Source organism: Pseudoalteromonas sp. P1-13-1a, assembly GCF_001401875.1.
Taxonomy (GTDB): domain Bacteria; phylum Pseudomonadota; class Gammaproteobacteria; order Enterobacterales; family Alteromonadaceae; genus Pseudoalteromonas.
The window spans coordinates 55813-82301 of sequence record NZ_LKDV01000019.1 but is presented as its reverse complement, the minus strand read 5'-3'; the positions used below and the strand labels follow the sequence as shown (position 1 = coordinate 82301).

The window sequence follows — 26489 nt, the reverse complement described above, 5'->3', positions numbered from 1 at the left end:
GGCTTTGGTGGCGTGTTTTGTATTTATACATACATTGCCGATACCATTTTAGATGTAACTAAAACAGCCCCTTATACTATTTCTATCGCTATGGTTATGTTTGGTATTGGTAGTACATTAGGTAATTACCTATTAGGTAAAGCGGCTGATAAATCTGCCATTAAAACCACCGGCCTTGCACTGGTGTGCACCATTGTATTTGCCATTGCCTACGTTAGCGCAAGTTACAATATTTGGTTGCTGTATACGGTTATATTTTTAATTGGTTGCAGTGTGGGTTTGGCAACGCTTATTCAATCTTTATTAATGGATGTCGCCCCAGAGGGCCATGCAATGATAGGTGCATTAGTACAATGCGCATTTAACACCGCAAATGCTATTGGCCCTTGGGTTGGCGGGGCTGTTATTGCACAAGGTGCAGCACCTAATCAAACGGGTTATGTTGCAGCTGCGTTGTTTTTAGGCGGCTTGGTAATGTGGTTTTTAAGCTACTTGCAATTAAACCGGCAGCAAGCAACAGCACAAACGTGTTGAATATACGCTGGTATTGACGAACTTATCGTACTGTTTAACGGTAAAGCGCGTGGCTGATATTAAAAGATGCTTAAATACGTATTAGCATAAGCCAAATAAAAATAGCGAGCTTCGGCTCGCTATTTTTGCATTAGTTTTACTGACGAGGTATTAACCTTCTAATTGAAAGTCGTACACTGAACCTAAGTTAAGCAGTTGGGTTAGTTCATCCAGTGCTTGGTAGCTTTCGGTAAGGAGGGCTGAGTCGGCAAAGTCGTTTGCGCCTAACTTATCGCGGTAATTACGTTTTGCCCAGTCACAAAGCTGAGTGTATTTAGTATCGGTTAAAATAACCGCTGGGTTTACTGCGCTTAGCTCTTGTTGGTTAAGGGCTACGCGTAAACGTAAGCAGGCAGGGCCGCCGCCGTTTTGCATACTTTGGCGCAGGTCAAAAAACTGCACTTGGTTTACTGGGTTATCCGCTAAAATCATTTCTTCAATGTAGGCATTTACAGCGCCGTTACGTTGGCACTCTTGTGGCGCTACTAATAGCATTGAGCCATCGTCTAGGCTTACTAATTGGCTATTAAATAAGTAACTGCTTACTGCATCGCTAATGCTTACTTTATCGGTAGGTACTTCAATTATGTATAACTGTTTGCTGCCGGTGTAGGCATCGCGAATTTCTTGCAGGGCATCGTGTTGGTTTAAAAATGCTTGTTGGTGGCAAAGCAGTACGTTTGCGTTACCTACTGCAATTACATCGTTATGAAATACGCCTTGATCTATTACATCTGGGTTTTGCTGCAATAAAATTTGGCTCGATTCTTTTAAATTATGTAACCGGCAAATGGCTTCTGAGGCCTCTAATGTTTGCCTTGCAGGAAACTTAGCCGGTTTTGGCAGCTGGCTATTAAAGGCACTTGCGCCAAATACAAACATTTCTAAGCCTTGCTCGCCGTGGCTGTCGCAAAGTCGGGTATGGTTAGCCGCGCCTTCGTCGCCAAAAAAGCCCTGAGCAGGCAAATGCGTGTGATGAGCAAAGTAGCTATCGTTATTAAACATAGCTTTTAGTAAGCGGGTAGTTGTAGCAGGCTCTAGCGAGCGGTGAAACTTATTGTTTAAATTAGCTGAGGTAAAATGCACTTTGCCATCGAGGGTGTCAGGCGAGGGTGACACAGTAGCGGCATTGGCGGTCCACATTGCAGAGGCCGAATAACACGCGCGCAATAAAATAGGGTCGGCTTTAAATGCTTTATGAATAACTTGCGAGTCGTTGCCGGTAAAACCTAAGCGGCGTAGTACGTTCAGATCGGGGCGTGCGTGGGGCGCAAACACACCTTGTGTTAAGCCTTTGTCGTGCATGGCTTTCATTTTTTCAAGGCCCTGTAACACAGCTTCTTGCGGGTTTGAAAAACTTGCCGCATTATTTAACGAGGCAACGTTACCATACGATAAACCCGCATAGTTGTGAGTAGGGCCAACTAAGCCATCAAAATTTACTTCTAAGGCGTGCATACACGTTCCAATCATATTGTTTTTAGTAACTTAACAATACAACGCATTGGCTGTGCTTGCAAAGCCTATCAATACGAAGTTTATCGGCTGTAAACTCGCTCTTTGTCGCACGTAGTATGGGTATTACTCGGATCGTTTACCTGCCATACGCTAATGTCTAAACGCCATAGTAGGTAAAGGGTGTGGTATAGGTTAGCCATGGTATTTTCCTTGAAAGTTTCACTGAACACATTTGTACTTTGGAAGAATTATGCCAACTGTTAATTGAATATTTTATGAATACAAATCAGGTATTTATTAAACCACTAAAAATAACTTTTAAACGCTTAGCACCACTTTGGGGCTAAAAGGCTTAAAAGTTGCACCAAAAAGCCACGCAGCATGTGCGTGGCTTGGGTTTTATACGCTGTAATTAGCGCCCTACTTTACCTTTTACTAGCGGGTCGAACGACAGCACACTAAATTTTCCTTGGCTGGCATTTTTACCGTCATTTAATACTGGCGAGCGATGTAGCTCATCTACGGTAAAATATATTTTATGATCGGCGCCATAACTAAAGCCATCTGGCCAGCTTAAGCGCTCGTCTTTAAATAATACCTGGTATTTACCGCTTGGTTTTACTACGCCAATTGCGCCGTTGGTTATGTCGGTAACATACACATTGCCGCCGCCATCAACAATAATACCGTCGGAAATTGGTTTAGTGCCGTAACGCGTTACTTTACTTTCAAGGGCGCTTGCGCTCAGGCTTTTATTGTTAATATCGCTGGTGGCAATACGATAAACCGATGTGCCAGACATAGCGCCAAAGTAAAGCCACTGTTCGCTTGGGTCGAGTGTGATTGGGTTTACGCCTAAACGAGCTGGTTGACCGCCTAGTTTCATTGTGCGCCCTTCAATGACCATATCAATGTTTTCGGCTGTGGTGTATGGGCTATTTTGTAATACTCTGCGCGCCTCACCTGTTTTTAAATTTACGGTAATAATAGCGGCTTGGCTGCCTTGTGCGGTATCGGCGATGTATACAACGCCGTGTTTATTATCGATAACTAAATCGTTTAAAAACGAGCTGTCGGTAATGGTGGGTTTAGCTAAATAAATTATTTTATGCAGCTGCTCTTTATTGGTATCCCAACCAACTAAACGCCCAGCATGATCAGGGCCTGATGTATCAAGCATCCATAATACGCCATCGGCAGATACATTTATGCCAAGTACATCGTAAAAGCCTTTACCGTTTTTATACGCGTATGCCCATTCTTTATTAGGGTAGGGTTTAGTGGTGCCATCGCTTAATAGCTCCATAATTTTTTGTTTTTGGCCGTAAAAACCATGTACCGATAAAAACTTACGACCCGATGGGGTAATAGCAATATTACCCGGTGGGTGCTGAGCGTCGAATGTGGCTACTGTTTTTAAATCAGCATTTTGATTAGCGGTATTAGCAAACACACTGCTGGTTAAAAACGCGGTGCTGCAGGCTGCAACTAAAAGTATTTTTTTAATCTGATTCATGCTTCAAAGCCTTCTAAAACAAGTTTACCGCGTGAGGTGTGCGATTCTAAAATTTGGTGCGCTTTATATAAATTAGCGGCGTTAATTGGGCCTAAATTTTGCCCAAGCGTGGTTTTAAGTGTACCTGAGTCTATCAGCTCACTAATTTCATTAAGTAAAGTGTGCTGCGCTGTTATATCGGCAGTTGTAAATAGCGAGCGGGTAAACATAAACTCCCAATGCACCGAAATACACTTACGCTTAAATTTTAAAATATCGAACGATATTGGGTCGTCTATTAGCGCAAATTTACCTTGGGGTTTAATACACTCCACTATTTGATCTTGGTATTGGTCGGTATGGGTTAAGCCAATAACGTAATCAAACTCAGCTAAACCCAGTTCTTTGCGCTGCTCGTTTAAGTTTTTAGAATGATCGAGCACGTGATCGGCTCCTAACTCTTTAAGCCAGGCTACGCTTTGCTCGCGCGATGCAGTACCTACTACGTTTAGCCCAGTAAGCTGCTTGGCAAGCTGTACTAAAATAGAGCCAACGCCACCTGCTGCACCAATGACTAACATAGATTGCTGAGTATTTTGCTTATTTTTAGGCACTTGCAGGCGATCAAACAGCATTTCGTAGGCGGTAATGCTGGTTAGTGGCAGTGCGGCGGCTTGTGCGTCGGTTAATGTTTTAGGCGCACGCCCTACAATACGTTCATCCACTAATTGAAATTGCGCATTACTGCCTTGGCGCGATAAATCGCCGGCGTAAAATACGCGATCCCCCACATTAAATAACGAAACCGACTCGCCAACGGCTTTTACAACGCCTACGCCGTCCCAGCCTAATACCTTGTAGCCTTGCTCTGGCGCTACATTGGCACGTATTTTTGTATCTACAGGGTTTACCGAAATAGCATTAACTTCAATAAGTAGGTCGTGTCCGGTGGCGGTTGGGGTATCAAGCTCAATAGCTTGTATAGAGCTTGCTGTAAGCGTTTTAGTGTTTTTGGTGTAGCCAAATGCTTTCATGTGAATTCCTGATGGTTTTAACCAAGTATTTTTAACTTATAAGCACTATAGCTCAGTTGAAAAATAGAAAAAGACATGAAAAACTAAAGCACTTTCAAATTTTAATTGAAAATATGCGATCATTTAACGATATTCAAACTTTTATAGATGTGGCCAGTTGCGCCAGTATTTCTGAGGCTGCAAGGCAAAACGCGCAAACCCCAGCGGCAGTAAGTGCAGCTATCAAGCGCCTAGAAAAAGATTTAGGGAACGTATTGTTTATTCGCTCTACCCGCAGCTTACGCCTAAGTGTGGCAGGGGAGCAGTTTTTAAGTTACGCCAAAGACTCCCTTTCGCTTATTCAACAAGGGGTAGCTGCAGTACAAACCGCAGTAGGCGAAGTAACAGGAACGCTACAGGTATCGGCCCCGTGCGATTTAGGGCGCAATAAACTAAGTGAATGGCTTAATGAGTTTTTAGCACACTACCCGCATGTAAAACTTAAGCTGCACTTAAGTGACGAAGTAAGCGACATTTACAGCCAATCAATTGATATTGCACTGCGCTTTGGTGTACCAAAAGATTCGCAGTTAATTGCAGCGCCACTTTTTTTAAATAATGCGCGTATTTTAGTTGCCTCTCCTGAATATGTAGCAAACAATGGATTGCTTACACATCCACTTAACTTAACGCAGCACACCACCATTACGTTTATGCGCTTTGGCGAAGTGTTTAAAGAATGGCGATTTTATAAAAATGGCGCAGTGCAAAAAGTGCAGCTAAATTGCCAACACATAGTTAACGATGGCGAAATGGTTAGACGATGGGCGCTAGAGGGCAAAGGCATTGCGTATAAGTCGTACTTAGATGTTATTGATGATTTAGCAAGTGGGCAGCTCGTTCATTTATGCCCCGAGTGGCAAAGCGATCCGCTACCGCTTTATATGATGTACGCCGACCGGCGACAAATGACCCCGGTGATCAGCGCATTTAGGGCGTTTATTCAACAAAAAATAACCGCGTTAGTTGGCTAACTCATCATCGTTTTTAGTTGTTAAATCGCTTATTACTAAATCAAGTAGCTGCATAAGCTGTTTAGCTTGTGTGGGGTCTACACTTTCAAACTTACATAATATATTTTTTGGAATATCAGCGGCTTCGTTTTTAAGGGCTTGCCCACGTTGGGTAAGCTGAATTAGACGTTTACGCTTGTCGTGTTCGTCTTTAATAACAGCCAGCAGAGACTTTTCGGTCATTTTTTTGAGTATTTGGGTCATAGCGCCGCCATCAATAGCGGTTTGATCTATTAGCTGCGCGATGGTTACTTCATCTTGCTCCCACAGCGCCATCATTACTACATACTGCGGATACGTTAAATTAAGTGCAGCTAAAGGCTCACGGTAAGCGCGTGCAATGCTATTTGATGCCATATATAGCCTATGACACAGCTGATTTTTTAATTTTAATTGCTCAAACGACATACCTAACTCCCAACGTGTTAATACCTTTAACTCAAAAAACATTTTAATTTGCATGCAAAGTATTTGCAATCTCTAATTACTTGCCCTATTATTTTGCGTGCAAAATAAATTAATTGATAAACTTTGGAGTTCACTATGAATGTATTACAAAACGTTGCCTACACAGCAAAAGCAACTGCAACCGGTGGCCGTGAAGGTGTAGCTAAATCAGACGATGGCCGTTTAAATGTAAACTTATCAACCCCAAAAGGGCTAGGTGGCGACGATGGACAAGGCACAAACCCAGAGCAATTATTTGCAGCTGGTTACGCAGCGTGTTTTATTGGCGCACTAAAATTTGTAGCCGGTAGCGAAAAAATTGATTTACCAAGTGATACGCATATTAACTCTGAAGTTTCTATTGGCGCGATTGAGGGCGGTTTTGGCATTGCAGTTAAATTAGCAGTATCGCTCGGTGATATGGATAAAGCAGCAGCGCAAGAGCTTGTAAATAAAGCACACCAAGTATGCCCATACTCAAACGCTACACGCGGCAACATTGAAGTAGAGCTTTCGGTTATTTAATTAACTGATTACTTAGCATTGTAATAGCCCAGTGGTTTGCCACTGGGCTTTTTTGTAAGCAAAGTTTATTAAATAGCTTTATAAATACATGAAAACAGCATGATTAAATTAACCCATGTACCAGCAATTGACACAGTTGTATTTGTCATTGCAGTGATTAAGTAAGCAGCTCTTTAATGCTGAAAAATGTTGGGAGGATGAAAAGGGTTAAGGCGTTCTGCAAGAACGCCTATAGAAGGCTGGCTTTATAGTCTGTATCGCCATTATCGGGTGTGCTTACAACCCTAATTCCGATAACCCTGGGTGATCGTCGGGGCGGCGCCCTTGTGGCCAGTGGAATTTGCGCTCTGATTCTTTGATGGGTAAGTCGTTGATGCAAGCGAAGCGGCTTTGCATTAAACCATTTTCATCGAATTCCCAGTTTTCGTTGCCGTAGGAGCGAAACCAGTTGCCGCTGTCGTCGTGCCACTCATACGCGTAACGCACGGCTATACGATTTTCAGTGAAAGCCCATAACTCTTTTATCAGCCTATATTCAAATTCTTTTTCCCATTTTCCTGTTAAAAATTCTGCGGCTTCTTCGCGGCTGTTCACGAAAGAGCTGCGATTACGCCATTTGGTATCCACTGTATAAGCAAGTGATACCTTTTCAGCGTTACGGCTGTTCCAGCCATCTTCTGCTAGGCGCACTTTTTCGATGGCGCTTTCGCGGGTAAAAGGGGGCAGTGGTGGGCGTGTACTCATGTTTAAATCCTCTTTGGGTAAAGTAACGTTGAAAAACTTGTATAGGTTTCATCAATAAGTGACTTTGAATATTAGCCTGATTAATTGAGCTACAAATCTAATATAACAATGTCGGAATCTTTCGCTGGCACCGCGCAGCATAACAATACGTCTGATGGGTCAATATATACACTTGGCTTGGTGCGATACGTTACAGCACCACTTTTTAGTTTAACCGTACACGATCCACATTGGCCGTTGCGGCAACTGTATGGTGGCGTAAGCCCTTTGCTTTCGGCCACCTCTAGCAAGGAGCTATCACCTTTATTCCAGCTTTGTTCAATACCTGAGTGGGCAAACTTTACCACAGCAGATTCAGCCTCTAGCTCAGCGTGTTTGCTGGTATCTGCTGATTGGCGTGCTAAAGACGACGGCCCAAACGCTTCGGCATGAATATCTTCATCTTTTACCCCAATACCAATCAGTAAGTCATACATACTTTGCATAAAACCTTGGGGGCCACACAGATAAAAGTCTTTGTCGAACAGCGATGGGAAATCGATGCTATGCTCTGTGGCTATTGCATTAAGTACGTCCATTACAAAGTTTTGGCTAATTCGCCCTTGGGAAGTGTAGTCGTTCGACACAAGAGCGTTTTGCGTTTGATTGCTGTGCGCTTGACTTAATACAGAATAATACTGAATACGCCCAGCGCTGCGCTTTGCAATGTTGCTCAGCTCTGCATAAAAAGCGCGTTGCTCACTATTTTTTGCGGCTTGAATTACTGCCATTGGGCGGATATAGCGAGTGCGAATACCTTCATTAAGTGCATCATTTGCCATGGCCACCATTGGTGTAATGCCCACACCCGCACCTATTAAAATGGCTGGGCGCTGTTGTGTGTTATCGATAAAGAAATGGCCGCTTGGTGCTTTAATCTGTATTTCACTGCCAATCGATATTCGAGAATGCAAGGTACTTGATACCAGACCATACTCTTCACGTTTTACTGAAATACGGTAACCACTTTGCGATGGGGCACTGGATACAGTGTAATTGCGCACAAGCCAGTTTTCAGTATTTTTCTGCTTAATACGCAGGGTTAAGTGTTGCCCTGGGGAAAATGGCAGTACGGGAGAATCATCTTTTGGCTGCAAGTAAAATGAGCGGATTGTACTACTCTCGTCTTCGATTTTACTGACGGTAAATGTGCGCCACTGGTTGCGTTTAGCTTGTGCTTTAACGATTGCTTCTGCCTGTGACCAAGTACCCGTTGCCTCAGAATTGGGGGAGTAGCTATCGAATTGAGCGCGAAATGGAAGTGCCGCTTTTAATGTCAGCCCTTGGGTTAGGGTAAATTGCCAGCCGCGCAGAGCACCTTGAAACCCTTTAATTATCGGTGAGTCACTCGCCAGCAAGGTAACTGTGCCGGTTAACATAAAAACATCGCCGCTGGTAAAATCAATAAACAGTAAACCCGCTTTGGGGTTTAACAGGAAATTACCCAGCGTATTGAAGAAGTTATTCCCTGCATAATCAGGAATGGTGAGGGTGTTTTCGTCAACCTTTATAAAACCTGGCATGCCACCACGGTGTGACACATCAACCCCCATAGTATTATGGGCAGATACCTGGCGATTTACTTTGTTTGCAGGTTCGTGATCCGCAGAACTGGCAACAAAAAACGTATCCGCTTGGCAGATGAAAGTCTTTAGGGCATCTCCTAACTCAAAAAACGTTTCAGCGCGCGGGGCCTTGTATGGCGCATCTGGCGAACGGATAAAGTGAAGGTCGCGAGTTTGAATATACTGCGGACAATTGCCAAAAGATTGCTCAACTTCTAGGGTAAATTGGTGACTCGCTGCGCTAGTAACACAAGCGTTGACGCGGTTTCTACGCCGGGTCGGCATTTCTAACCCCAATAAACCCAATCGAGCACCTTGTGTGATTGCTGCGGCTAATGGATCACCTGATAAAATTGGGGTGTTTACTGTGAGTTGAGTTGGGGAAGGGGACTGCACGAAGCCCGGCTTTCCAGGCAAAATTGACGCCCAAAGTTGCCCCTTATCTGATGTACTACCCAGCACCATAAACGGCAGTTGTTGGAAAAACTGCCTATGCTGATCTGGCATGTATGGGCGGATTGCGCGACGGCCAATATTGTCCATCTGCTCCAGAGCACCTACACTGGCTTGCAACTGACGTTCACCATCGTGAAATGGAGCATAGTGATTGCTTGGTTCCATGGGGCCTCCAATACGGGTAAGTTAATTTGCTTGATTGGTATGACTGGGCTTAGCACCCAGTCAAAAAAGGTAAGTCAATAGGTTAGGCAACGAGACCTGCTTTAGTCGTTGCCATTGGCTTAAACCCATCTAGTGCCTCTACATTTGCTAAAAAGCGACGAACATTTGGGTACTCAGCCAAGGACACATTACCCTCTGGAGCATGGGCTGTGTACGTATAAATAGCGATATCGGCTATGCTCGGGCTATCTCCTACCAAAAACGCTCTATCCTCTAAATGTGCATCCAGTTTTTTCAACACGTTGTGGGCTGTAGCAATCGCAAAGTCAGCATCCAAGGTTGCGTTGAACACGGTAACTAAGCGTGCATTGCACGGGCCAAAAGCAATTTCTCCAGCCGCCAATGACAAGAACTTTTGCACTTGGGCTTCAAGCACGGCATCGGTAGGTAAATAGTTCGGCGCGTATTTACGTGCTAGGTAAACCAGAATGGCATTTGAATCACTGATAACCGTGTCACCGTCTTCTAATACGGGTACTTGACCCGCAGGGTTTAGGGCTAGAAAGGGGGCTTTTTTGTGCTCGCCTTTGGCTAAGTCAACATTGATTACTTGGTGGGCGATACCAGCGATGTTCGCAAATAACTCGACACGCTGAGCGTGGCCTGAAAGTGGGAACGAATGAATTTTGACTGCATTTGACATAATAGATCCTCTGTTAAGTATAAGGTTAACTGGCCTTGTTTGGGCTTACATTTGCGTTCGAACAAATAATAGGCGTCGAATTTCTTATGAACAATACATTGATTTATAGAAATACTATGTACAATATGTTCATAAAGTGATTGGGATATTAAACGAGGTTTTATGGATACCATTGACGGCATGCGCACCTTTATTGCGGTAGCTAAACAAAAATCGTTCACCGCGGGGGCTAAACAATTGGGCATTAGCACTAAGCTAGCAAGTAAATATATTGGTCAGTTAGAGGAAAAGCACGGCGCATTGTTATTTCACCGTACTACGCGCACTGTTACCTTGACTGAAACGGGGAAGGCATACTTTGCACGATGTGTACCTTTGTTGGAACAATTTGAAGAGCTAGAAGATGTCATTCAACATAGGCAGTCTGATCTGTCTGGCACGGTTCGCTTAACCGCACCTACCGCATTTGGAAGTACTAAATTAGTTGATGCACTGGCCCCATTTTTAGCCCAGCATCCGAAAATTAATGTTGAGCTGAACCTGTCTGATCAGTATGTGGCTATCATCGATGAAGGTGTGGATGTTGCTGTGAGGTTTGGACCGTTGAAGGATTCAACGCTGATCGCAAAAAAATTGATGGATATGCGTATTGTTTTTTTTGCCTCTCCTGAGTATTTAAAGCGCAATGGCAAACCAAGCCATCCCAGTGCGCTGGCGACACACAATTGCTTATTACAAACTTCTCAAAACGACCCTGAAAACTGGAAGTTCAGGGAAGATGGCAATATGTTCACTGTTAATGTTAGCGGCGATTTTGCATCTAACTCCCCCAGAGCAGTAACCCACATGGCTTCTCAAGGGCTGGGAATAGGCATGGGCCCACAATACGTGACAGAGCCTTACGTAAAAGACGGTTCATTGCAGTTACTGTTCGAACCCTACGAAGCAAGCATATTGGAATTAAACGCAGTGTATGCTTCAAATCGCCACTTACCGGCAAGAATACGAGCATTACTTGATCATCTTGCGCTTTCTTTTGCAACTTAGTGGTAATTACCTCAATAGCTACTGTGCAGGCACAATATATAATGTATCTGCTTATTGATTTAGACTTTGCTTATGAAGTAGATCAAAGCGTAGGGCATCTTTTTATCGCACAGACCTGCGTAAATACCTTGTTAGCATAAGGCTTTAAATGGCGCAGCGATAAAGCACACCAAGTATGCCCATACAAAAACGCTACAAAAGCCCAGTGGTTTGCCACTGGGCTTTTTTGTGCGCTGCAATTTACTAGAGATCACATTAATTGAAGCGGGCTTTTAAATAAATATACGGAAAATCGTATATTCAATATTTCATATATTCTTGTTTTGTTTTATTGTATGCACACTAACTAAACGAGGATGCTATGGAACAACTCAACCCACTTCAATTTTACAAATGCTTAGCCGACGATACGCGCTTAAAAGCCATGTTATTAATTAGCCATGAGCAAGAGCTATGTGTGTGTGAGCTTGTTGCCGCGCTTGAACTTAGCCAACCTAAAGTGTCGCGCCATTTAGCGCAGCTTAGGCAATGTGGCTTATTAAGCGGCCGTAAGCAAAATCAATGGGTTTACTACAGCATTAACAAAGCCTTGCCTGAGTGGGCTATTAGCGTACTAACACAAACACGAAACGAAAATTCTGCATTTTTTAGCGATGATTTAAATCGACTCAATGCAATGGGTAATCGCCCAGAGCGTGCAGCAATCTGCTGTTAATTAAACACATTGGTTTAACTTTACTAAAGGTATTTATTATGACAATTAAAGTAGGTATTAACGGCTTTGGCCGCATGGGACGTTTAACACTGCGCGCAGCATTAGAATGGCCAGAAGTAGAATTTATTAAAGTAAACGATGTTGCAGGCGATGCTAAAACACATGCTCATTTATTAGAGTTTGACTCAGTACACGGGCGTTTAGCACACAGCGTTACAGCAAACGAAAATAGCTTTAGTGTGGGCAAACACACTATTGCCGTTACCAATAACAAAACCATTAGTGATACCGATTGGTCTGATTGCGATGTAGTAATAGAAGCCAGCGGTAAAATGAAAACCACTGAACTGTTAAACCAATATTTAGCACAAGGTGTTAAGCGCGTTGTAGTAACCGCACCAGTAAAAGAAAACGGCATTTTAAATGTGGTTATGGGTGTTAACGATAATTTATATAACCCAGATGAGCACAAAATTGTGACTGCGGCGTCGTGTACGACTAACTGTTTAGCGCCTATTGTAAAAGTACTACAAGAAAAAGTAGGCATTAAACACGGCTCAATGACCACTATTCACGATATTACCAATACCCAAACGATTATTGATGCGCCACATAAAGACTTACGCCGCGCCCGTTCGTGCGGGACAAGTTTAATACCTACCACAACAGGTAGTGCAACTGCCATTACGCATATATTCCCTGAGCTAAGTGGTAAGTTAAATGGCCATGCCGTGCGCGTACCTTTAACTAACGCATCCATTACCGACTGTGTATTTGAGCTTGAGCGTGGTGTAACTGCCGCTGAGGTTAACGAATGGTTTGCTCAGGCATCTAAAAACGAGCTTGCAGGTGTATTAGGTTACGAAGAAAAACCGCTGGTCTCGATTGATTACAAAACCGATCCACGCAGTAGCATTATTGATGCGCTCTCTACCATGGTTATTAATAATACCCAGCTTAAATTATACGCTTGGTACGATAACGAATGGGGCTACGCTAATCGTACCGCCGAGCTTATGCTAAAAGTTGCTAAAAGCGATTTGGTTTAACCATTTGTAAGGTTTTAAGGGCGTAAACCATGTTTGAGCAACTTGCTAATTTACCTACAGCAATAAAACAGTATTTAATTATAACCGGTAATTACTGGGCATTTACCTTAACCGATGGCGCACTACGTATGCTGGTGGTGCTGCATTTTCATCAGTTAGGGTATGGTGCGCTGGCTATTGCCATGCTGTTTTTGTTTTACGAAATTTTTGGTGTGATCACCAATTTAGTGGGCGGTTGGCTTGGGGCTCATTTAGGCCTTAATAAAACCATGAACTTTGGCTTAGCGCTGCAAATAATAGCCCTTGCCATGTTATGCGCGCCAAGTGAGTGGCTCACAGTGGCTTATGTTATGGCAGCACAAGCGCTTAGTGGCATAGCCAAAGATTTAAATAAAATGAGCGCCAAAAGTGCCATTAAACACTTAGTGCCCGAGGGAGAAAGCGGACAAGGCCAGCTTTATAAATGGGTGGCTATTTTAACAGGCTCAAAAAATGCGTTAAAAGGGGTCGGCTTCTTTTTAGGTGGTTTACTCCTTACGGTATTGGGTTTTGTAGGTGCTTTGAAGGCGCTTATTCTACTACTTACTATTGCGTGGATTATTAGCGTTGTATTTTTAAAAGGCGACATGGGCAAGGCTAAAAATAAGCCCAAGTTTAAAGAGCTATTTTCTAAATCCCGTGCAATAAATTTATTAAGCGCAGCACGGTTATGTTTGTTTGCCGCGCGTGATGTTTGGTTTGTAGTGGCTTTACCTATTTATTTAGCTCAGCAGTTTAATTGGAACTTTTGGTGGGTTAGTGGCTTTATGGCACTTTGGGTTATTGGTTATGGCGGCGTGCAATCGCAAGCGCCGCGTATTACTGGCACCAGTAATTCAAGTGTTGATACCGTTAAACATGCCTATTTATGGGTGTTGCTGCTAAGTGGTGTAACCGCACTATTAGCACTTTTTATGCAACTTGAGGTGGCCGTTCATGCCACGCTGATTATAGGTTTGCTTATTTTTGGCGGTGTATTTGCTGTTAACTCCTCAGTGCATAGCTACTTAATTGTCAGCTTTGCTAAAAGCGATGGTGTATCGCTTGATGTTGGCTTTTATTATATGGCCAATGCAATGGGCCGTTTGCTAGGCACGGTGCTTTCGGGGTGGGTATTTCAGGTTTATGGTTTTGTAGCATGTTTATGGGCAAGTGTAATTTTGCTTATTTTGGCCTCTATAGCCACGGCCTTTTTAACCAAAAATAAAAGCTAAACGTTTGTATTAGTTTTTATTTTCGTAACGATTTTAATAGCTTCATTTTCAAGATCTACTAAACTGTAGCGGTAGTTTTAATTAAAGGGCAATTTAAGTGCAAGAAATCTCGTTAGCAAAAAAGCTGTTGTGGATAACCGTCGGTAGTACATTTTTAACAGTGCTGGTTCTCTCTGGCGTATTGTGGTGGCAAATGTCATCAAACAGTGAAGCGCTCGCAAAAGAATCTGAAGATTATATAGTGGCTGAGGTTGAGCAAAAGCTTAATGCAAATGCGGCTGCTTACGGTGAAAAAATAGCTGGGTTTATAAATGAAGCTTACCGAGTGCCTAATTCTTTAGCCGCATTGCTTGGTGATGCAGCTAAAACTCAAACGCTAAATCGCGATACTGTGGTGAACATTAATCGCTCTATTTTAGAGAAGAATCAATTTTTATCGTCTATTTATTCGCAGTTTGAAGCTAACGCATTTGATGGGCAAGACGCGCAATTTACACAAGGTTTTAAACACTCTGTTAATGGCGATGGTACGTTAGAAGTGTATATAACGCGCGACCAAAACGGCAATATTGAGCAACAAAAAGTAGCTAATGCCGCTGATAAATATTTAACATCGTTAAACGAGTTTGGTATTCGCGAGGCCCACTGGTACTTGTGTGCAAAAGACACATTAAAACCTTGTATTATGGAACCGTACCTTTACGAAATCCCCTCTGGCGACTCTGTTATGCTTACTTCATTAACGGTGCCAATTATTAAATCAGGCCGCTTTATTGGTTTAGCGGGTGTTGATTTAACGCTACCTACTTTTCAGGGCTTAACCGAAAAACTCTCGAGCGAGCTCTATAATGGCCAAGCAAAAGTAACACTTTTAAGTGACATAGGTTTAATTGTAGGCAGCAGTCATTATAAATCTAAATTAGGGCGCCCATTTAAAGAAGCAGTTAGTAGCAATACTTACAGTGAGTTGGTTAAATTTAAAGGGCAACATGGCCTCTTTAAAACACCTAGCGAGTATTTAGTTAACTACCCAATTAACATTAAACTGGCTAACACTCAGTGGAGCCTACTTATTGAAGTGCCAAGTAATTTAGCGCTGGAAGGGCCTAATGCGTTAGCAAAAAATATGAGCGACTCGGCAAACCAGTTAGGTTTAGTTATTTTAATAACGGGCGGTGTGATAGCTGTAATTGCCTTTATTATTATGAAAATAGTAGTAGGTAGCGTGGTTGCACCGCTTGAGCAAATCCAACAACGTGTTGATAACCTTGCCAGCTCAGAAGGTGACTTAACGCATACACTGCATGTTGACACTCATGCAGAGCTAATAGCGCTTGCGGGTGGTTTTAATGCCTTTTTAGCTAAACTGCGTGGCTTAATTGCAGAGCTTAAAGATGTTTCATCTCAAACTAAGCAGCAAGGCGAAATAGCACAGCATATTGCTATTGATACAAAACATAACGTGCAATCGCAATTTCAAGAAATTGAAAGCGTAGTAACGGCCATGAACGAAATGAGCGCCACCGCACTTGAGGTGGCCAGAGCCTCTGAGCAATCTGCTCAACAAGCGGATGAAATAAATGGTTTAGTGGTAAGTAGTGAGTCGAGCTTATCATCGGCTATGAGCCAAGTTAAAACCATGTCTGAAGAAATAAAAGAAGCCAACCAAGCGGTTGAAAAAGTGGCGTCGCGTAGTAAAGATATTACGCAAATTTTAGATGTGATCAGAACCATTTCAGAGCAAACAAACTTACTTGCACTTAACGCCGCCATTGAAGCCGCACGTGCGGGCGAGCATGGTCGTGGCTTTGCAGTGGTTGCCGATGAAGTGCGTGCACTTGCTTCTAAAACACGTTCATCTACCGATGATATTAGCCAACTTATCGATAGTTTACTATCTGAAGTAGGTAACGCATCAACCGTGATTGAAAATGGTGTTATACGTGCTGAGAGTGCTGTAAACGAAACCTCAGTAGCGTTTGATGCGCTGCATAGTGTTGTAGTAAAAGTGGATGAAATTACAAATCAAATTACCCACATTGCCACCGCAGCGGAGGAACAAAGCCTAGTAACAGAAGAAATAAACCGTAACCTTACGCTTATTTCTGATGCCGCATCGCAGCTTGCTGACTTATCTACCCAAGCGGGAGACAGCAGTGAAGCACTTAATGCATTGGTAGCGCAACAAGATAGCGAGCTCAATAAACTTAAAACATAAGTGAAGTTTGTTCTAAAAAATAAAAAAGCGGCTAATTCGTGCGAATTAGCCGCTTTTTTTAGTTGAGACTTTAGCAGTGAGTAATGCGAAAAGTTATAGCTTTTTGATCAAGGTAAACATTTGGTCGATCATCGGCTGCGCTAATTGATCAACGCCTGGGCGGTTAAAATAGCCACGTAGCCCAGTAAACTGCACCTGAAAAAACTGCGCATATTCAAGAGCCGTAAGGTTACTGCTCAGCTCATTATTTTTAATAGCTTGAGCAAACAAGCTGGTTAGATAGGCTTCAAACTTTGCCGATAAGTCTAAACTCAGCTCATATAATGAGGCATCTTTTTCTGCAAATTCACTGTTTGCTTTTACCAACATACAAATAGCACTTGGGCTACAGTCTTTGGTTTTAATAATTACGTTTTCTACAAACGCACGTAAACCACCTAAAACAGAGTCAGAGCTTGCTAAAAACCCATCAATTTGGCTTTTCATTTGTACTGTGTAGTCTTTTAAAGACTCGCTGTATAAGCCTTCTTTAGAGCCAAACGCCGCATATATACTGCCAGGGCGCATGTTAATAGCTTCTTGTAAATCGCGGGTTGAGGTGGCGTTAAACCCCTTTTCCCAAAACAATTGGCTTGCAACGCGAATTACATTATCGCGCTCAAATTTAACTTTGTTAGCCATTTTAATCTCAACTATTTTGAACGTATGCTCAATTTTAACTTGAACAGTCGCTCAAAATCAAATAGTATGTGTCTCGAAGTTATTTAACCTGAACTCTGGTTAAGAGATTTACTAGCATATTTCTTCATGATGATATTAAACGTTATTTTCTCTAGCCAGAGGTTTTTAGTGAAAACAAGGCGAATTTACGCGTCAATAGCTAGCCTATTGCAAGTAAATTCAACGCAGTTATCGCTGAAAATAGCTGTTAGAGATAGATTTATTATCCAGAGTTCAGGTTACTCAAACACATTAATTTATTGGAGCAGAACATGGCAGAATTTACGTTATATACCCAAGACAACGCACCTGAAGAATCAAAATCGCTTATGGCTGATTCAGTAGCCGCATTTGGCATGCTGCCTAACCTTCACGCAGTAATGGCAGAGGCGCCTACGTTACTTAAAGGCTACCAAGTACTGCATGAGCTATTTCAAAAAACGTCGTTTAACGCAGAAGAGTTAACTGTGGTATGGCAAACAATTAACGTTGAGCACGAGTGTCATTACTGTGTACCAGCGCACAGCGCAATTGCCGCTTCAATGAAAGTTGACCAAGATATTGTAGATGCACTAGTAAACAAAACACCACTAGCAGATGCAAAACTTGAAACTTTGCGTGAGACTACACTTGCAATGACACGTGATCGCGGCGTAATTAGCGATGAGCAAATTGAGAAATTTTTTGCAGCAGGTTACGGTAAACAGCAACTACTAGAAATTATTGTTGGTTTATCGCAAAAAGTAATGAGCAACTACACTAACCACCTTGCTGATACACCCGTTGATGAACCATTTAAAAAGTTTGCTAAATAATAGCGGTTTTATAAATGACAAAGGCAGCCTGAGCTGCCTTTTTGTGTTTTAAATACAACGTTATTTAAATTTAACGGCTTTAGTGCTGCGTGTGTAAGTACGTTGCTCAGGTTTAGTCCATTCACCCTTTTTTAAATAAGACGTTGAAACAACAAACGCATCGTTTTTTAGCTCGCTTATCGAGCGTACTTTAGTAATGCCTTCTTTACTGCCAGTTACCTCTTCATACGCAACAAATTGGGTAGGGCTGAGCACTTTCATGGTGCCTTTTGTGTAAAAACCTGCGGTAGTGAAATAGTAAAACACCAACGACTCTTTCTTACTGTCGTAAAAAATCATCGACTCACCACCATATTCACCTTCATTAATAGAGTGCTTGGTATGTATCGCTTTACCATTTAATGCTCGCTCCCATCGACCAATATCTTGTACTGGTTTGGCTCCCTCAGGCACTTTAAAATCGGCCTGCCAAGTACCTAAATAAGGTTTAAATACAGCGAGTTCTTTATCAAGGTTACTTGGGGTATCAGCGGCGTAACTATTAAAGACGTATAAGCATAATACTAAAAATAGGGCTTTAAAGTATGTCATAATTTGGCTCTTATTATTTTGGTTTAACTCTTTTTAGTATAGGCGATCATGAATTGATAAAGAAAACATTAATCATCTTCTCACTGCTTTTTTTGGCTGTGATTTGGCTTGCGTATCTATCTCAGTACTTGCCTATTTATGTACCAGGTTATATAAGCTCACTGAGCCTAATCACATATATAATGTACGCTTGGGATAAACGACAAGCAAAGCAATCAACGCATAAAAAAGTAAACCGCACACCTGAGCGCACACTACATATACTGGCGCTAGTTGGCGGTTGGCCCGGTGCACTCATTGCACAGCAATGGCTTAGGCATAAATCGCAAAAGCGACGTTTTATAGTGGTGTTATGGTTATGTATTTTTGGGAATGTGAGTGTAATAGGGGGTATTATATTGTTTGAAGAAAATGCGAGAGTTATGCCTTTAAATTAATGCGTATTTAAAGGCATAAATACAATTTACATGGTGTTTAGTTTGCAGCTTCAGTTTTTGCTACTTCATCTAGATTAACTGTAAGTATGGTTTTTTTATCAACCACGACCCACTTACGATAAGTTTGATAGCCAGGCTTGCTTACTTCAATATCGTATTCACCTTCTTTTAGTTCAATCGCGTCTTGGTATACCGGTTTGATATTCATAATACGCACGCGCGCGTCATTAGGGTTAGTAATTACGGTAAGTGAGATTGGAGCAACCACCTCGGCTACTTCAGCTTGAACATCGGCAACATTGTCTTCAACTTTTTGTTCAGTTTCATTCATATTTGAAGTGTTTGCACAGCCACTTAAAATGAGTAATGCTGCTAGTGCTGTTATTTTTTTCATATGAGCTCCGTAAAATTATTATTCTAAAATAGGGTTATGAAAGTAAGGAAACGAAAGTAGGCAATATGTGATTTTCCTAAATTCGTAGTTTACTTATTCATGATTTAAAATATTAAATGTATAAATGCAGCTATAGCAAAATACTATCCAAAGACTTAGTTATAGCTTCGCTACGCTCAACTAATGTCTCAGCGGTTCGATACATTCTTTTTTTCATTAGGCTATTAGCCATTGTGATATAGCGCTTTGATAATTCTTGCCTGATAGAGACTAATAACGGAAAGTCATTGGGTAAAATAGTGGATTCTGAGTCTATAAGCTCTTCTAGTGCAATTAAATCGTTATATTTATCAATACTAGCTAATTGCTTAGAATAGCGTTCGAAGCGTTGTTCATAAAACACTAAAGCAGCATTTGAAGGGAACACTACCTCTTTACCTTGATTAAGTTTTTCTTGATAATCAGTTAATGCGATTATTGCCGATTCTCTTTGTAGTAAATTTTCAAATTCAACTTCAGATTTCTGTTTCTTATCTAAAATGGCTTTACCTACGGATATTAAAGAACTTTGTGATATTACATCATCTTTAGCGATTGCGTTTTCTAACGCTTTTTTGTATTTTTCGAAATGGGTAGGAGATACTTGATAAACATAAGTTTTATCTACCTCATGTAAATCAATAATTAGCTGAGGAATGCTATTATTATCAACTTCGTTATAACGAGATTGTTCTAAAAGTAGATTAATTCGTGATGTAATATCAAAAATAATGGATTGCCTTTCTCTTAAAATGCTTTCAAGCTGGACAGTGAGCTTTTCAGAGTCAGGGTAGTATTCAAGTGCTTGCGTGTAAACGTCTATAGTTTCGTCGAAGTTTTTAAACTTACCACCACTATTGTTTATCTGATTAGCCATACCATCGAAGCTTTGCAAAACACTCTCTTGATTTACACGCAATAACCCTTGTTTTAAAACGTCGTATTGTGGCGGTATTTCAGAAAGTTTATCGAGTATGCTAGGGCCACTCCATGACATCCATGTTTTTACTTGTTGGTTTATAGCTTGAGCATTGTCTAACTTAGCTTCGAGCTGTTTTACGTTGTTGTTATTAGATAAGTAATATTGCCCTGCCAATACTGTAGCAACTACCAAGCTTGCGACTAATGCGACAGCCGGTTTGTAATTTTGCTTTAATTTAGTTGCAACGGGGTTAAGCGAGCTTAATCTATCAGACGCGTTTAATGCAATTGCTTTATTTAAGCTACCCCATAACCATAACGGGCAGTTACTAGGGCGTTTTGCTGAGGTATCTTTCGCTAGTTTATCAGCTGCTACGCGATTAAAAGGGTGTTTACTGCTTAATAGTTCAAGCGCTATACATGCATAAGAAAACACATCATCTTTAACTGAAGCCTCAGCTCCTTTGAGCTGCTCTGGGCTTGCATAGGTGGGTGTATAACCACCTACAACTGCGACATTTTGCTCGTTTTGAACAGCATAAGCATCTTCGATGGTTTTATGTTTTGCAATACCAAAATCAAGTACTTTTAAATTACCGTTAGAATCAAAAATAATATTTGATGGCTTTAAATCATTATGTATGACACCGCGTGCATGTGCATAAATCAGGGCATTAGCTAATTGCTCTAAAATCACCTTCGCTTTTTTAAACACCATACCTGTGGGTTTATTTCTTTTTATTATTTGCTCAAGTGTTTCGCCTTCAACAAGCTCCATTGTTACATAGTGAAGATTGCCATCTGAACCTGCAGAATACACTTTAACAATATTGGGATGGGCTAACTGTTGTGTTTTAGTGGTTTCATCTTTAAGGAGAGTGATGGCCTCTTCTGAGTGTGAAAACTCTTCGAGTAACACCTTTATTGCAACAAATACTTCGGGGCGACTTGGGCTTTCTAAAAATAAATCCCTAGCACGATAAATATAACACATACCGCCCTGGCCAATTAATTCTTCAACCAAGTAACGAGCTGATATTTTTTTACCAATTAGGTTGAGTTTATTTTTAGCCTGTGGCTTTTTGAGATTTGAATCAAGCGACGCTATCTGAGTTTTATCGTTAGAGTTATTGATACCGCTCATTATAAATCCTTTTATTGTGTATATATAAATAATTGCAAAGGTGAATTTTTATCGTTTTTATCAATTCTCCCTTTGATAACTGCAGTATTTTTACAAAAAAAGATTACTTTAGCAATCTTTCTGGCGTAGAAGTTTCATACAAAATCGGTTACGTCGTCTGTTTAAATTCACTTAAAACTTATTTTTATTTTTGAACTTTAAAAATAACTTACTTAAAACCGCTGCAAAAGGCGTAAAAGGTACATTCAGCGATAATCATTCACTTTATTTTTCATGGGATAAAGTTTGCGGAAGTGTGCTGAAAAAAGGAACATTCAAACAGGAGCTTAATTATTGGATTTCATGTTTTTAGGTTTATTAGATTTATCATTGTCTTCAAATTTAAATATCTGTGTATATTTTTATATATTAATTTCAATGTTGACAATAGTTTCGCTTCTACTTTATCCTACTGAAAATGTAGATTTATGGGACTAACTTATCAAATGGAACTGATACTAAATATAACTAGTTATCATAGACTCTCGCCTGAAATTGAAGCTTCTAAAACAACTAAACACTCCCTTATTTTCGGCCGGTCCGAAACGTGCGATTGGCATTTGCCCGATCCTGAAAAAATAATCTCTAGCCGACACGGCCGTATCGAAAAAGAAGGCGATTCGTTTTATTTATACGATACCTCCACTAACGGAACGTTTGTTAATTTTGGCGTGTCTGCGCTAGGCCAAGGTAATAAACACCGTTTAGCGCACAGTGATGTGATCACTGTGGGGGATTTTCAAATTGAAGTCGAGTTAGCTGATTCTCAATCTACGACAGCATACACAGAAGCTCGCTCAAATACGGATGACTTTGCACTAAGAAATAGTGCCCCAGCACCCGAAATAGATAATTTTTCTTCAAGTGAGTTATTTTTAAATGAATCTATTTTAGATGAGTCAATGCCTTCTGTTTCAATGAAAGAAGAAAGCATGGCACAGCCTGATAATCAAATTCCTGAAAATTGGGATGAATTATCAAATTTAATGAACCCTGATGTGTCAGTCTCACCGCAAAACCATTTTGATGATATTGCAGTGGCAGAAAAACCTGTTCAAGTTGAACCTCAAAAAGCACCAGAACCCGTTAAGCAGCCAGTAAAACAATCGCAAACACAGGCTAATACCGCAAGCGCTAATTCCGCCTTATCTGAGGCGTTTTTAAAAGGTTTAGGTGTTAAAGCTGAGCTTCAAAATGCTCTCAATACACCTGAGTTGTGGTTTGAAATGGGTCAAAGCTTAAATTTATTATTAAACGAGTTAATGGAGTCATTAAGACAACGAGCTTTGGTAAAAAATCAATTACGCTTGAATCAAACCATGTTTCAAACTAAACAAAATAACCCGATTAAGTTTTCTGCAGGTATTGATGATGTTATTCAGAATTTATTCATCAGAAATAGTGCAAGCTTCCTGTCGTCTCGTGAATCAATTAAAGAAAGCTTTACTGATACTCGAAGACATGAACATGCTTTATTAGCAGGAGCTGATGGTGTACTTAAAGGGATTTTAGAGCAGGTTTCTCCTCAGCAGATATCCCAGCAAGTAAACGAAAACTCGAATGTATTAAAAATTATTCCAGGCCAGTCAGAAGCAAAATGTTGGAAGATATACCAAAGCCTTCATGAAGAGTTAGCACAGGACGTAAATGCCAAAGGTGCCATGGCGTTATCTGACGATTTTTTAAAGGCTTATAATGATAAAACTCAAGAAACGTTTTAGGAAGGAAAGTAAATAATGACTAAATTTAAGCTCTTTTTTATGAGCATTAGCCTACTCTTTTTAACGGTTGGGTGTACCACTGTTAACAAAATAGTGCCGCCTTCAACTGACTTAATTATTAATGTTTCTAAAGATGTAAATCCCGACACATCAGAGAGACCTTCGCCAGTTGTTATGAAAATATTTGAACTTAGTTCAAGAACTATTTTTGATACTCAGGATTTTTTTAGTTTATACGAAACACCTGAAAAACTATTAGGCCCAGATTTACTTAAAAAAGATGAGCTAGAACTGCAACCAAACTCAGTACAAAAATACAAAATGAGCCTTAATAGAAATACCCGTTACGTGGGTGTTGTTGTGGCTTATAGAGATATCGACCAAGCAAGGTGGAGAGCAGTTATTGAGGTTGACCCTACTGGCTATGACGATATAAATGTAAATGTTGAAGCAATTGCTACATACATGAGAGAGCGATAAAAAGGATTTGTAAAATGGGTGATAACACTCGTGTTGCGTGGACTGAAGGGATGTTCTTAAGACCGCAACATTTTCAACAATCAGATAAGCATTTTTCTAATTTAATAAACCAATTATGTAAGGGCAATTTATCTGATCCGTGGGGCATACTTGATATAAGTATAGACACACAGTTATTGAACTCAGGACAGTTTACCCTTGAGTCTTTAAGTGCTATTACGCCTGATTTACTACCAATTGAAATGCCACAGTCTACTCCTTTACCTGAGCCATTAGTGGTTAGTAAAGACGTGTATGATGAGGTGGTATACCTTGCTATCCCGGCAATCAAAAACAGTGGTATTAATATTTCAGCGCTGGATGAGAATATTGTTACGCGCTATAAACTAGACGACTTAGCGGTTAGTGACGACTCACTAGGAACTCAATCCCAAGAGGTTATTCAGGTTGCTAAAGTTTATAGCAAGCTTATGCTATCTTCTGATGACAGTGCTGGGTATATTTTGCTGCCTGTTGCGCGCATTATTGAAGTAAGTAGCGAAGGCAGCATTAAACTTGATACTAACTATATACCTCCCTCTTTAAAAGTGGGTCAATGCAAGCCATTACATGGTTTAGTAAGAGAAATAGGCTCTATGATAAAACAGCGTGCAGAGAGCATTTCTGTGCGTTTATGCCAAGGTTATGCAGGGAGTACATCTGTTGCCGACTTTATCATGCTACAAACCCTTAATAAGTACGATGCGGTTTTTGACAATCTACTTAGCGTGAATAACATCCATCCAAATGTATTTTATACCCGTCTTATTGAGCTGGCTGGCGAGTTATCTACTTTTAGTACTGCGAATAAACGAGTACCAAAGCTACCTAAGTACGATCATGAAAATTTGGGCAAAGTATTTTCTGAAGTAGTTAATTTCTTATATCAATCTCTAAGTCATGTTATTGAACAAACTGCGACAGAAATTAAACTAGAACAAAGTAAGTTTGGTATTTCGTTTGGGGCACTAAAAGATAAGTCTATACTCAATTCGGCACAATTTGTTTTAGCAATCAAAGCAAGTGTACCGCACGAAGAGCTGCGAAAAATACTGCCCTCACAAATTAAGATCGGTAGTGTCGAAACTATACGCGATTTAGTTAATAACCAAATTCCTGGTATTACTATTAGTAACTTACCAACGGCACCGCGCCAAATCCCATACCATGCAGGTTTTCATTACTTTGAGTTAAACAAGCAGGGTGAACATTGGGAAAAACTTCGTTCAAGTGGTGGTATCGCTATCCACTTATCGGGTAATTACCCTGAGCTACAAATAAGCCTTTGGGCAATTAGAACTTAACTTTTAAAGGAAGAGTTTCAATGGATGAAACCATTATAAAACCTCGCCCTGGTAGACTAGGGCGTGACACTTCAAACACTCCTAATGTTGATAACGATACTGATAAAACAGTGATGTCTATTGAGCCCGCTGCCAGCAGTATTACTAATACGTCTAAAGTTTCAATTTTTAAAAACCCACTTTTAGAAGCGGCAACAGATTGTTTTTCAATTGTTATTTCTATTAGCCAAGCTAAAGAGATGACAAATATTGCTGCTTTAAAGCATCGCTGTGTTGAGGCTGTGAAGCGCTTTGAAGTTGAAGTGCGCAACCAAGGGCTTTCTAAAGATGTAATCACTAACTCGCGTTATTGCTTGTGCGCGATTTTAGATGAGTCAGTTTTAAATTCTAAGTGGAGCTCAATGGAGTGGGCTGATGAGAGTTTACTATCGACGTTTCATAAAGAAACGTTTGGCGGTGAATACTTTTACACCCTGCTTGATAACGCACTGGCTCAACCTGAACAACACAAACAATTTATTGAGCTGCAGTACCATTGCTTAAACTTAGGCTTTAAAGGTAAATACAGATTAGACAACGGTGGCGATACTAAAATAGAAGAATATCGTTCTCAAATGTATCACCTTTTAAATCAATTAGATGGCCCGTTGAACAATAAACTTTCACCCAATTGGAAGCAGCGTGTTGCCGCTGGCGTAGAGCTTAGAAATCAAGTTCCGCTTTGGGTGATTTTTTCAGTGTTGGGTTTAGTACTGTTAATGGTTTACTTATTTATCAACATGAAATTAAACGACGGCGTTACTTCACTAAACGATAAGCTGGCTGTTATTCATCCTATAGCGCAAAACGACAGTGTAGATAAAAAAGATAAACAACTATTAGTACTTGAGCAGTTACTGCAAACAGAAATTCAGATGGGGATAGTTACAGTAAAGAAAAATCTAGACCGTATACGAATTTCAATAAATAATGAAAGTCTATTTAATCAAGGTGATGCGAAACTACTGCCGTCAATTCAACCTATTTTAGAAAAGCTAGCACGAAGTTTGGAAGGAACAAAAGGCCGTATTTTAATTACTGGACATACCGATGATACGCCTATCCGTACCGATAAATACCCATCAAATTGGCATCTATCATTAGCGCGTGCAACGCAAGTTGCCAATTCTATGGCTAAAAGTACAAACCTAAGTGGTCGTTTATGGCCTGAGGGTAAAGGTGCAGCAGAGCCTATCGCCAGCAATTCAGATTCAGCTTCTCGGTCACTAAACCGACGAATTGAAATCGATTTATTATTTTAATGAGGC

25 protein-coding genes are annotated in these 26489 nt (G+C 40.9%); 14 read left to right on the top strand and 11 right to left on the bottom strand.

Going from position 1 to position 26489, the window contains the following annotated elements; translation table 11 throughout:
- Window positions 1-534: MFS transporter (locus AN391_RS12885; protein WP_152967903.1), on the top strand; the 534-nt coding region annotated here is incomplete at its 5' end.
- 150 nt (window positions 535-684) lie between these two features.
- On the opposite strand, the gene astB is transcribed toward AN391_RS12885, so the two are convergent.
- The 3 genes from astB to AN391_RS12870 all read right to left on the bottom strand — a co-directional run bounded on the left by astB (window position 685) and on the right by AN391_RS12870 (window position 4560).
- Complete coding sequence (gene astB / locus AN391_RS12880) at window positions 685-2031, bottom strand: N-succinylarginine dihydrolase (RefSeq protein ID WP_055015777.1); 1347 nt, start codon at window positions 2029-2031, stop codon at window positions 685-687.
- A gap of 412 nt (window positions 2032-2443) precedes the next feature.
- Window positions 2444-3547, bottom strand: a complete 1104-nt coding sequence (locus AN391_RS12875) for an L-dopachrome tautomerase-related protein (protein WP_055015776.1) — start codon at window positions 3545-3547, stop codon at window positions 2444-2446.
- Window positions 3544-4560 carry a zinc-binding alcohol dehydrogenase family protein gene (locus AN391_RS12870; protein ID WP_055015775.1) on the bottom strand — a complete coding sequence of 339 codons (1017 nt, stop codon included), beginning with the start codon at window positions 4558-4560 and terminating at the stop codon, window positions 3544-3546. The genes AN391_RS12875 and AN391_RS12870 overlap by 4 nt, the downstream gene beginning before the upstream one ends.
- Window positions 4561-4673: 113 nt before the next feature.
- Between AN391_RS12870 and AN391_RS12865 the strand changes: the two genes are divergently transcribed.
- On the top strand, window positions 4674-5573 hold the full coding sequence (locus AN391_RS12865; RefSeq protein WP_235575977.1) for a LysR family transcriptional regulator: 900 nt from the start codon (window positions 4674-4676) through the stop codon (window positions 5571-5573).
- Here the strand turns inward: AN391_RS12865 and AN391_RS12860 are convergent.
- Window positions 5562-6020, bottom strand: a complete 459-nt coding sequence (locus tag AN391_RS12860) for a MarR family winged helix-turn-helix transcriptional regulator (protein ID WP_055015781.1) — start codon at window positions 6018-6020, stop codon at window positions 5562-5564. The genes AN391_RS12865 and AN391_RS12860 overlap by 12 nt on opposite strands.
- A 135-nt stretch (window positions 6021-6155) precedes the next feature.
- Here AN391_RS12860 and AN391_RS12855 point away from each other — a divergent pair, with 135 nt between their 5' ends.
- Window positions 6156-6584 (top strand): organic hydroperoxide resistance protein, encoded by a 429-nt coding sequence (locus tag AN391_RS12855; RefSeq protein ID WP_055015773.1) that lies wholly within the window; start codon window positions 6156-6158, stop codon window positions 6582-6584.
- 276 nt (window positions 6585-6860) lie between these two features.
- On the opposite strand, the gene AN391_RS12850 is transcribed toward AN391_RS12855, so the two are convergent.
- The 3 genes from AN391_RS12850 to AN391_RS12840 all read right to left on the bottom strand — a co-directional run bounded on the left by AN391_RS12850 (window position 6861) and on the right by AN391_RS12840 (window position 10256).
- The gene (locus AN391_RS12850; RefSeq protein WP_055015772.1) at window positions 6861-7328 is read right to left on the bottom strand and encodes a nuclear transport factor 2 family protein; all 468 of its coding nucleotides are present in this window, start codon (window positions 7326-7328) and stop codon (window positions 6861-6863) included.
- A gap of 89 nt (window positions 7329-7417) precedes the next feature.
- Complete coding sequence (locus AN391_RS12845) at window positions 7418-9553, bottom strand: pyridoxamine 5'-phosphate oxidase family protein (protein WP_055015771.1); 2136 nt, start codon at window positions 9551-9553, stop codon at window positions 7418-7420.
- Window positions 9554-9635: 82 nt separating this feature from the next.
- Window positions 9636-10256 carry a glutathione S-transferase family protein gene (locus AN391_RS12840; protein ID WP_055015770.1) on the bottom strand — a complete coding sequence of 207 codons (621 nt, stop codon included), beginning with the start codon at window positions 10254-10256 and terminating at the stop codon, window positions 9636-9638.
- A 162-nt stretch (window positions 10257-10418) separates the two neighbouring features.
- On the opposite strand from AN391_RS12840, the gene AN391_RS12835 reads away from it, so the two are divergent.
- The 5 genes from AN391_RS12835 to AN391_RS12815 all read left to right on the top strand — a co-directional run bounded on the left by AN391_RS12835 (window position 10419) and on the right by AN391_RS12815 (window position 16538).
- A complete protein-coding gene (locus AN391_RS12835; RefSeq protein WP_055015769.1) occupies window positions 10419-11303 on the top strand; it encodes a LysR family transcriptional regulator in 885 nt (294 codons plus the stop codon).
- Window positions 11304-11664: 361 nt separating this feature from the next.
- Window positions 11665-12018, top strand: a complete 354-nt coding sequence (locus AN391_RS12830; RefSeq protein ID WP_055015768.1) for a metalloregulator ArsR/SmtB family transcription factor — start codon at window positions 11665-11667, stop codon at window positions 12016-12018.
- Window positions 12019-12056: 38 nt separating this feature from the next.
- Entirely contained in the window at window positions 12057-13067 is a 1011-nt protein-coding gene (locus tag AN391_RS12825) for an ArsJ-associated glyceraldehyde-3-phosphate dehydrogenase (RefSeq protein ID WP_055015767.1), read from the top strand.
- Between the two features lie 29 nt (window positions 13068-13096).
- Window positions 13097-14320, top strand: coding sequence for an organoarsenical effux MFS transporter ArsJ (arsJ, locus tag AN391_RS12820; protein ID WP_055015766.1), 1224 nt, complete (start codon window positions 13097-13099; stop codon window positions 14318-14320).
- Window positions 14321-14417: 97 nt separating this feature from the next.
- A complete protein-coding gene (locus AN391_RS12815; protein WP_055015765.1) occupies window positions 14418-16538 on the top strand; it encodes a methyl-accepting chemotaxis protein in 2121 nt (706 codons plus the stop codon).
- Window positions 16539-16631: 93 nt separating this feature from the next.
- Here AN391_RS12815 and AN391_RS12810 read toward each other — a convergent pair whose 3' ends face one another.
- Window positions 16632-17219 (bottom strand): TetR/AcrR family transcriptional regulator, encoded by a 588-nt coding sequence (locus AN391_RS12810; RefSeq protein ID WP_055015764.1) that lies wholly within the window; start codon window positions 17217-17219, stop codon window positions 16632-16634.
- Between the two features lie 311 nt (window positions 17220-17530).
- Here AN391_RS12810 and AN391_RS12805 point away from each other — a divergent pair, with 311 nt between their 5' ends.
- Entirely contained in the window at window positions 17531-18073 is a 543-nt protein-coding gene (locus AN391_RS12805; protein ID WP_055015763.1) for a carboxymuconolactone decarboxylase family protein, read from the top strand.
- A 60-nt stretch (window positions 18074-18133) separates the two neighbouring features.
- On the opposite strand, the gene AN391_RS12800 is transcribed toward AN391_RS12805, so the two are convergent.
- The gene (locus AN391_RS12800) at window positions 18134-18664 is read right to left on the bottom strand and encodes a hypothetical protein (RefSeq protein WP_055015762.1); all 531 of its coding nucleotides are present in this window, start codon (window positions 18662-18664) and stop codon (window positions 18134-18136) included.
- A 53-nt stretch (window positions 18665-18717) separates the two neighbouring features.
- On the opposite strand from AN391_RS12800, the gene AN391_RS12795 reads away from it, so the two are divergent.
- Entirely contained in the window at window positions 18718-19101 is a 384-nt protein-coding gene (locus tag AN391_RS12795) for a DUF1294 domain-containing protein (RefSeq protein ID WP_055015761.1), read from the top strand.
- Between the two features lie 37 nt (window positions 19102-19138).
- On the opposite strand, the gene AN391_RS12790 is transcribed toward AN391_RS12795, so the two are convergent.
- Together AN391_RS12790 and AN391_RS12785 are read right to left on the bottom strand one after the other, a co-directional pair.
- Window positions 19139-19495, bottom strand: coding sequence for a PEGA domain-containing protein (locus tag AN391_RS12790; RefSeq protein ID WP_055015760.1), 357 nt, complete (start codon window positions 19493-19495; stop codon window positions 19139-19141).
- Window positions 19496-19625: 130 nt separating this feature from the next.
- Window positions 19626-21599, bottom strand: a complete 1974-nt coding sequence (locus AN391_RS12785) for a serine/threonine-protein kinase (protein WP_055015759.1) — start codon at window positions 21597-21599, stop codon at window positions 19626-19628.
- A 485-nt stretch (window positions 21600-22084) separates the two neighbouring features.
- Between AN391_RS12785 and tagH the strand changes: the two genes are divergently transcribed.
- From tagH to tssL, 4 genes are read left to right on the top strand one after another with little or no spacing between them, the layout of a single operon-like run.
- A complete protein-coding gene (gene tagH, locus AN391_RS12780; RefSeq protein ID WP_055015758.1) occupies window positions 22085-23359 on the top strand; it encodes a type VI secretion system-associated FHA domain protein TagH in 1275 nt (424 codons plus the stop codon).
- 15 nt (window positions 23360-23374) lie between these two features.
- Window positions 23375-23839, top strand: a complete 465-nt coding sequence (gene tssJ / locus AN391_RS12775; RefSeq protein WP_055015757.1) for a type VI secretion system lipoprotein TssJ — start codon at window positions 23375-23377, stop codon at window positions 23837-23839.
- Window positions 23840-23853: 14 nt separating this feature from the next.
- A complete protein-coding gene (gene tssK / locus AN391_RS12770; RefSeq protein WP_055015756.1) occupies window positions 23854-25182 on the top strand; it encodes a type VI secretion system baseplate subunit TssK in 1329 nt (442 codons plus the stop codon).
- Window positions 25183-25202: 20 nt separating this feature from the next.
- Window positions 25203-26483: a type VI secretion system protein TssL, long form gene (tssL, locus tag AN391_RS12765; RefSeq protein WP_055015755.1), complete on the top strand. Its 1281-nt coding sequence runs from the start codon at window positions 25203-25205 to the stop codon at window positions 26481-26483.
- The last annotated feature ends 6 nt before the right edge of the window (window positions 26484-26489 follow it).

What these genes read in the sequence shown, in the direction of transcription:
- astB (WP_055015777.1), bottom strand. Translation starts at nt 2,031, where the DNA reads ATGCACGCCTTAGAAGTAAATTTTGATGGCTTAGTTGGCCCTACTCAC.
- AN391_RS12875 (WP_055015776.1), bottom strand. Translation starts at nt 3,547, where the DNA reads ATGAATCAGATTAAAAAAATACTTTTAGTTGCAGCCTGCAGCACCGCG.
- AN391_RS12870 (WP_055015775.1), bottom strand. Translation starts at nt 4,560, where the DNA reads ATGAAAGCATTTGGCTACACCAAAAACACTAAAACGCTTACAGCAAGC.
- AN391_RS12865 (WP_235575977.1), top strand. Translation starts at nt 4,674, where the DNA reads ATGCGATCATTTAACGATATTCAAACTTTTATAGATGTGGCCAGTTGC.
- AN391_RS12860 (WP_055015781.1), bottom strand. Translation starts at nt 6,020, where the DNA reads ATGTCGTTTGAGCAATTAAAATTAAAAAATCAGCTGTGTCATAGGCTA.
- AN391_RS12855 (WP_055015773.1), top strand. Translation starts at nt 6,156, where the DNA reads ATGAATGTATTACAAAACGTTGCCTACACAGCAAAAGCAACTGCAACC.
- AN391_RS12850 (WP_055015772.1), bottom strand. Translation starts at nt 7,328, where the DNA reads ATGAGTACACGCCCACCACTGCCCCCTTTTACCCGCGAAAGCGCCATC.
- AN391_RS12845 (WP_055015771.1), bottom strand. Translation starts at nt 9,553, where the DNA reads ATGGAACCAAGCAATCACTATGCTCCATTTCACGATGGTGAACGTCAG.
- AN391_RS12840 (WP_055015770.1), bottom strand. Translation starts at nt 10,256, where the DNA reads ATGTCAAATGCAGTCAAAATTCATTCGTTCCCACTTTCAGGCCACGCT.
- AN391_RS12835 (WP_055015769.1), top strand. Translation starts at nt 10,419, where the DNA reads ATGGATACCATTGACGGCATGCGCACCTTTATTGCGGTAGCTAAACAA.
- AN391_RS12830 (WP_055015768.1), top strand. Translation starts at nt 11,665, where the DNA reads ATGGAACAACTCAACCCACTTCAATTTTACAAATGCTTAGCCGACGAT.
- AN391_RS12825 (WP_055015767.1), top strand. Translation starts at nt 12,057, where the DNA reads ATGACAATTAAAGTAGGTATTAACGGCTTTGGCCGCATGGGACGTTTA.
- arsJ (WP_055015766.1), top strand. Translation starts at nt 13,097, where the DNA reads ATGTTTGAGCAACTTGCTAATTTACCTACAGCAATAAAACAGTATTTA.
- AN391_RS12810 (WP_055015764.1), bottom strand. Translation starts at nt 17,219, where the DNA reads ATGGCTAACAAAGTTAAATTTGAGCGCGATAATGTAATTCGCGTTGCA.
- AN391_RS12805 (WP_055015763.1), top strand. Translation starts at nt 17,531, where the DNA reads ATGGCAGAATTTACGTTATATACCCAAGACAACGCACCTGAAGAATCA.
- AN391_RS12800 (WP_055015762.1), bottom strand. Translation starts at nt 18,664, where the DNA reads ATGACATACTTTAAAGCCCTATTTTTAGTATTATGCTTATACGTCTTT.
- AN391_RS12790 (WP_055015760.1), bottom strand. Translation starts at nt 19,495, where the DNA reads ATGAAAAAAATAACAGCACTAGCAGCATTACTCATTTTAAGTGGCTGT.
- AN391_RS12785 (WP_055015759.1), bottom strand. Translation starts at nt 21,599, where the DNA reads ATGAGCGGTATCAATAACTCTAACGATAAAACTCAGATAGCGTCGCTT.
- tagH (WP_055015758.1), top strand. Translation starts at nt 22,085, where the DNA reads ATGGAACTGATACTAAATATAACTAGTTATCATAGACTCTCGCCTGAA.
- tssJ (WP_055015757.1), top strand. Translation starts at nt 23,375, where the DNA reads ATGACTAAATTTAAGCTCTTTTTTATGAGCATTAGCCTACTCTTTTTA.
- tssK (WP_055015756.1), top strand. Translation starts at nt 23,854, where the DNA reads ATGGGTGATAACACTCGTGTTGCGTGGACTGAAGGGATGTTCTTAAGA.
- tssL (WP_055015755.1), top strand. Translation starts at nt 25,203, where the DNA reads ATGGATGAAACCATTATAAAACCTCGCCCTGGTAGACTAGGGCGTGAC.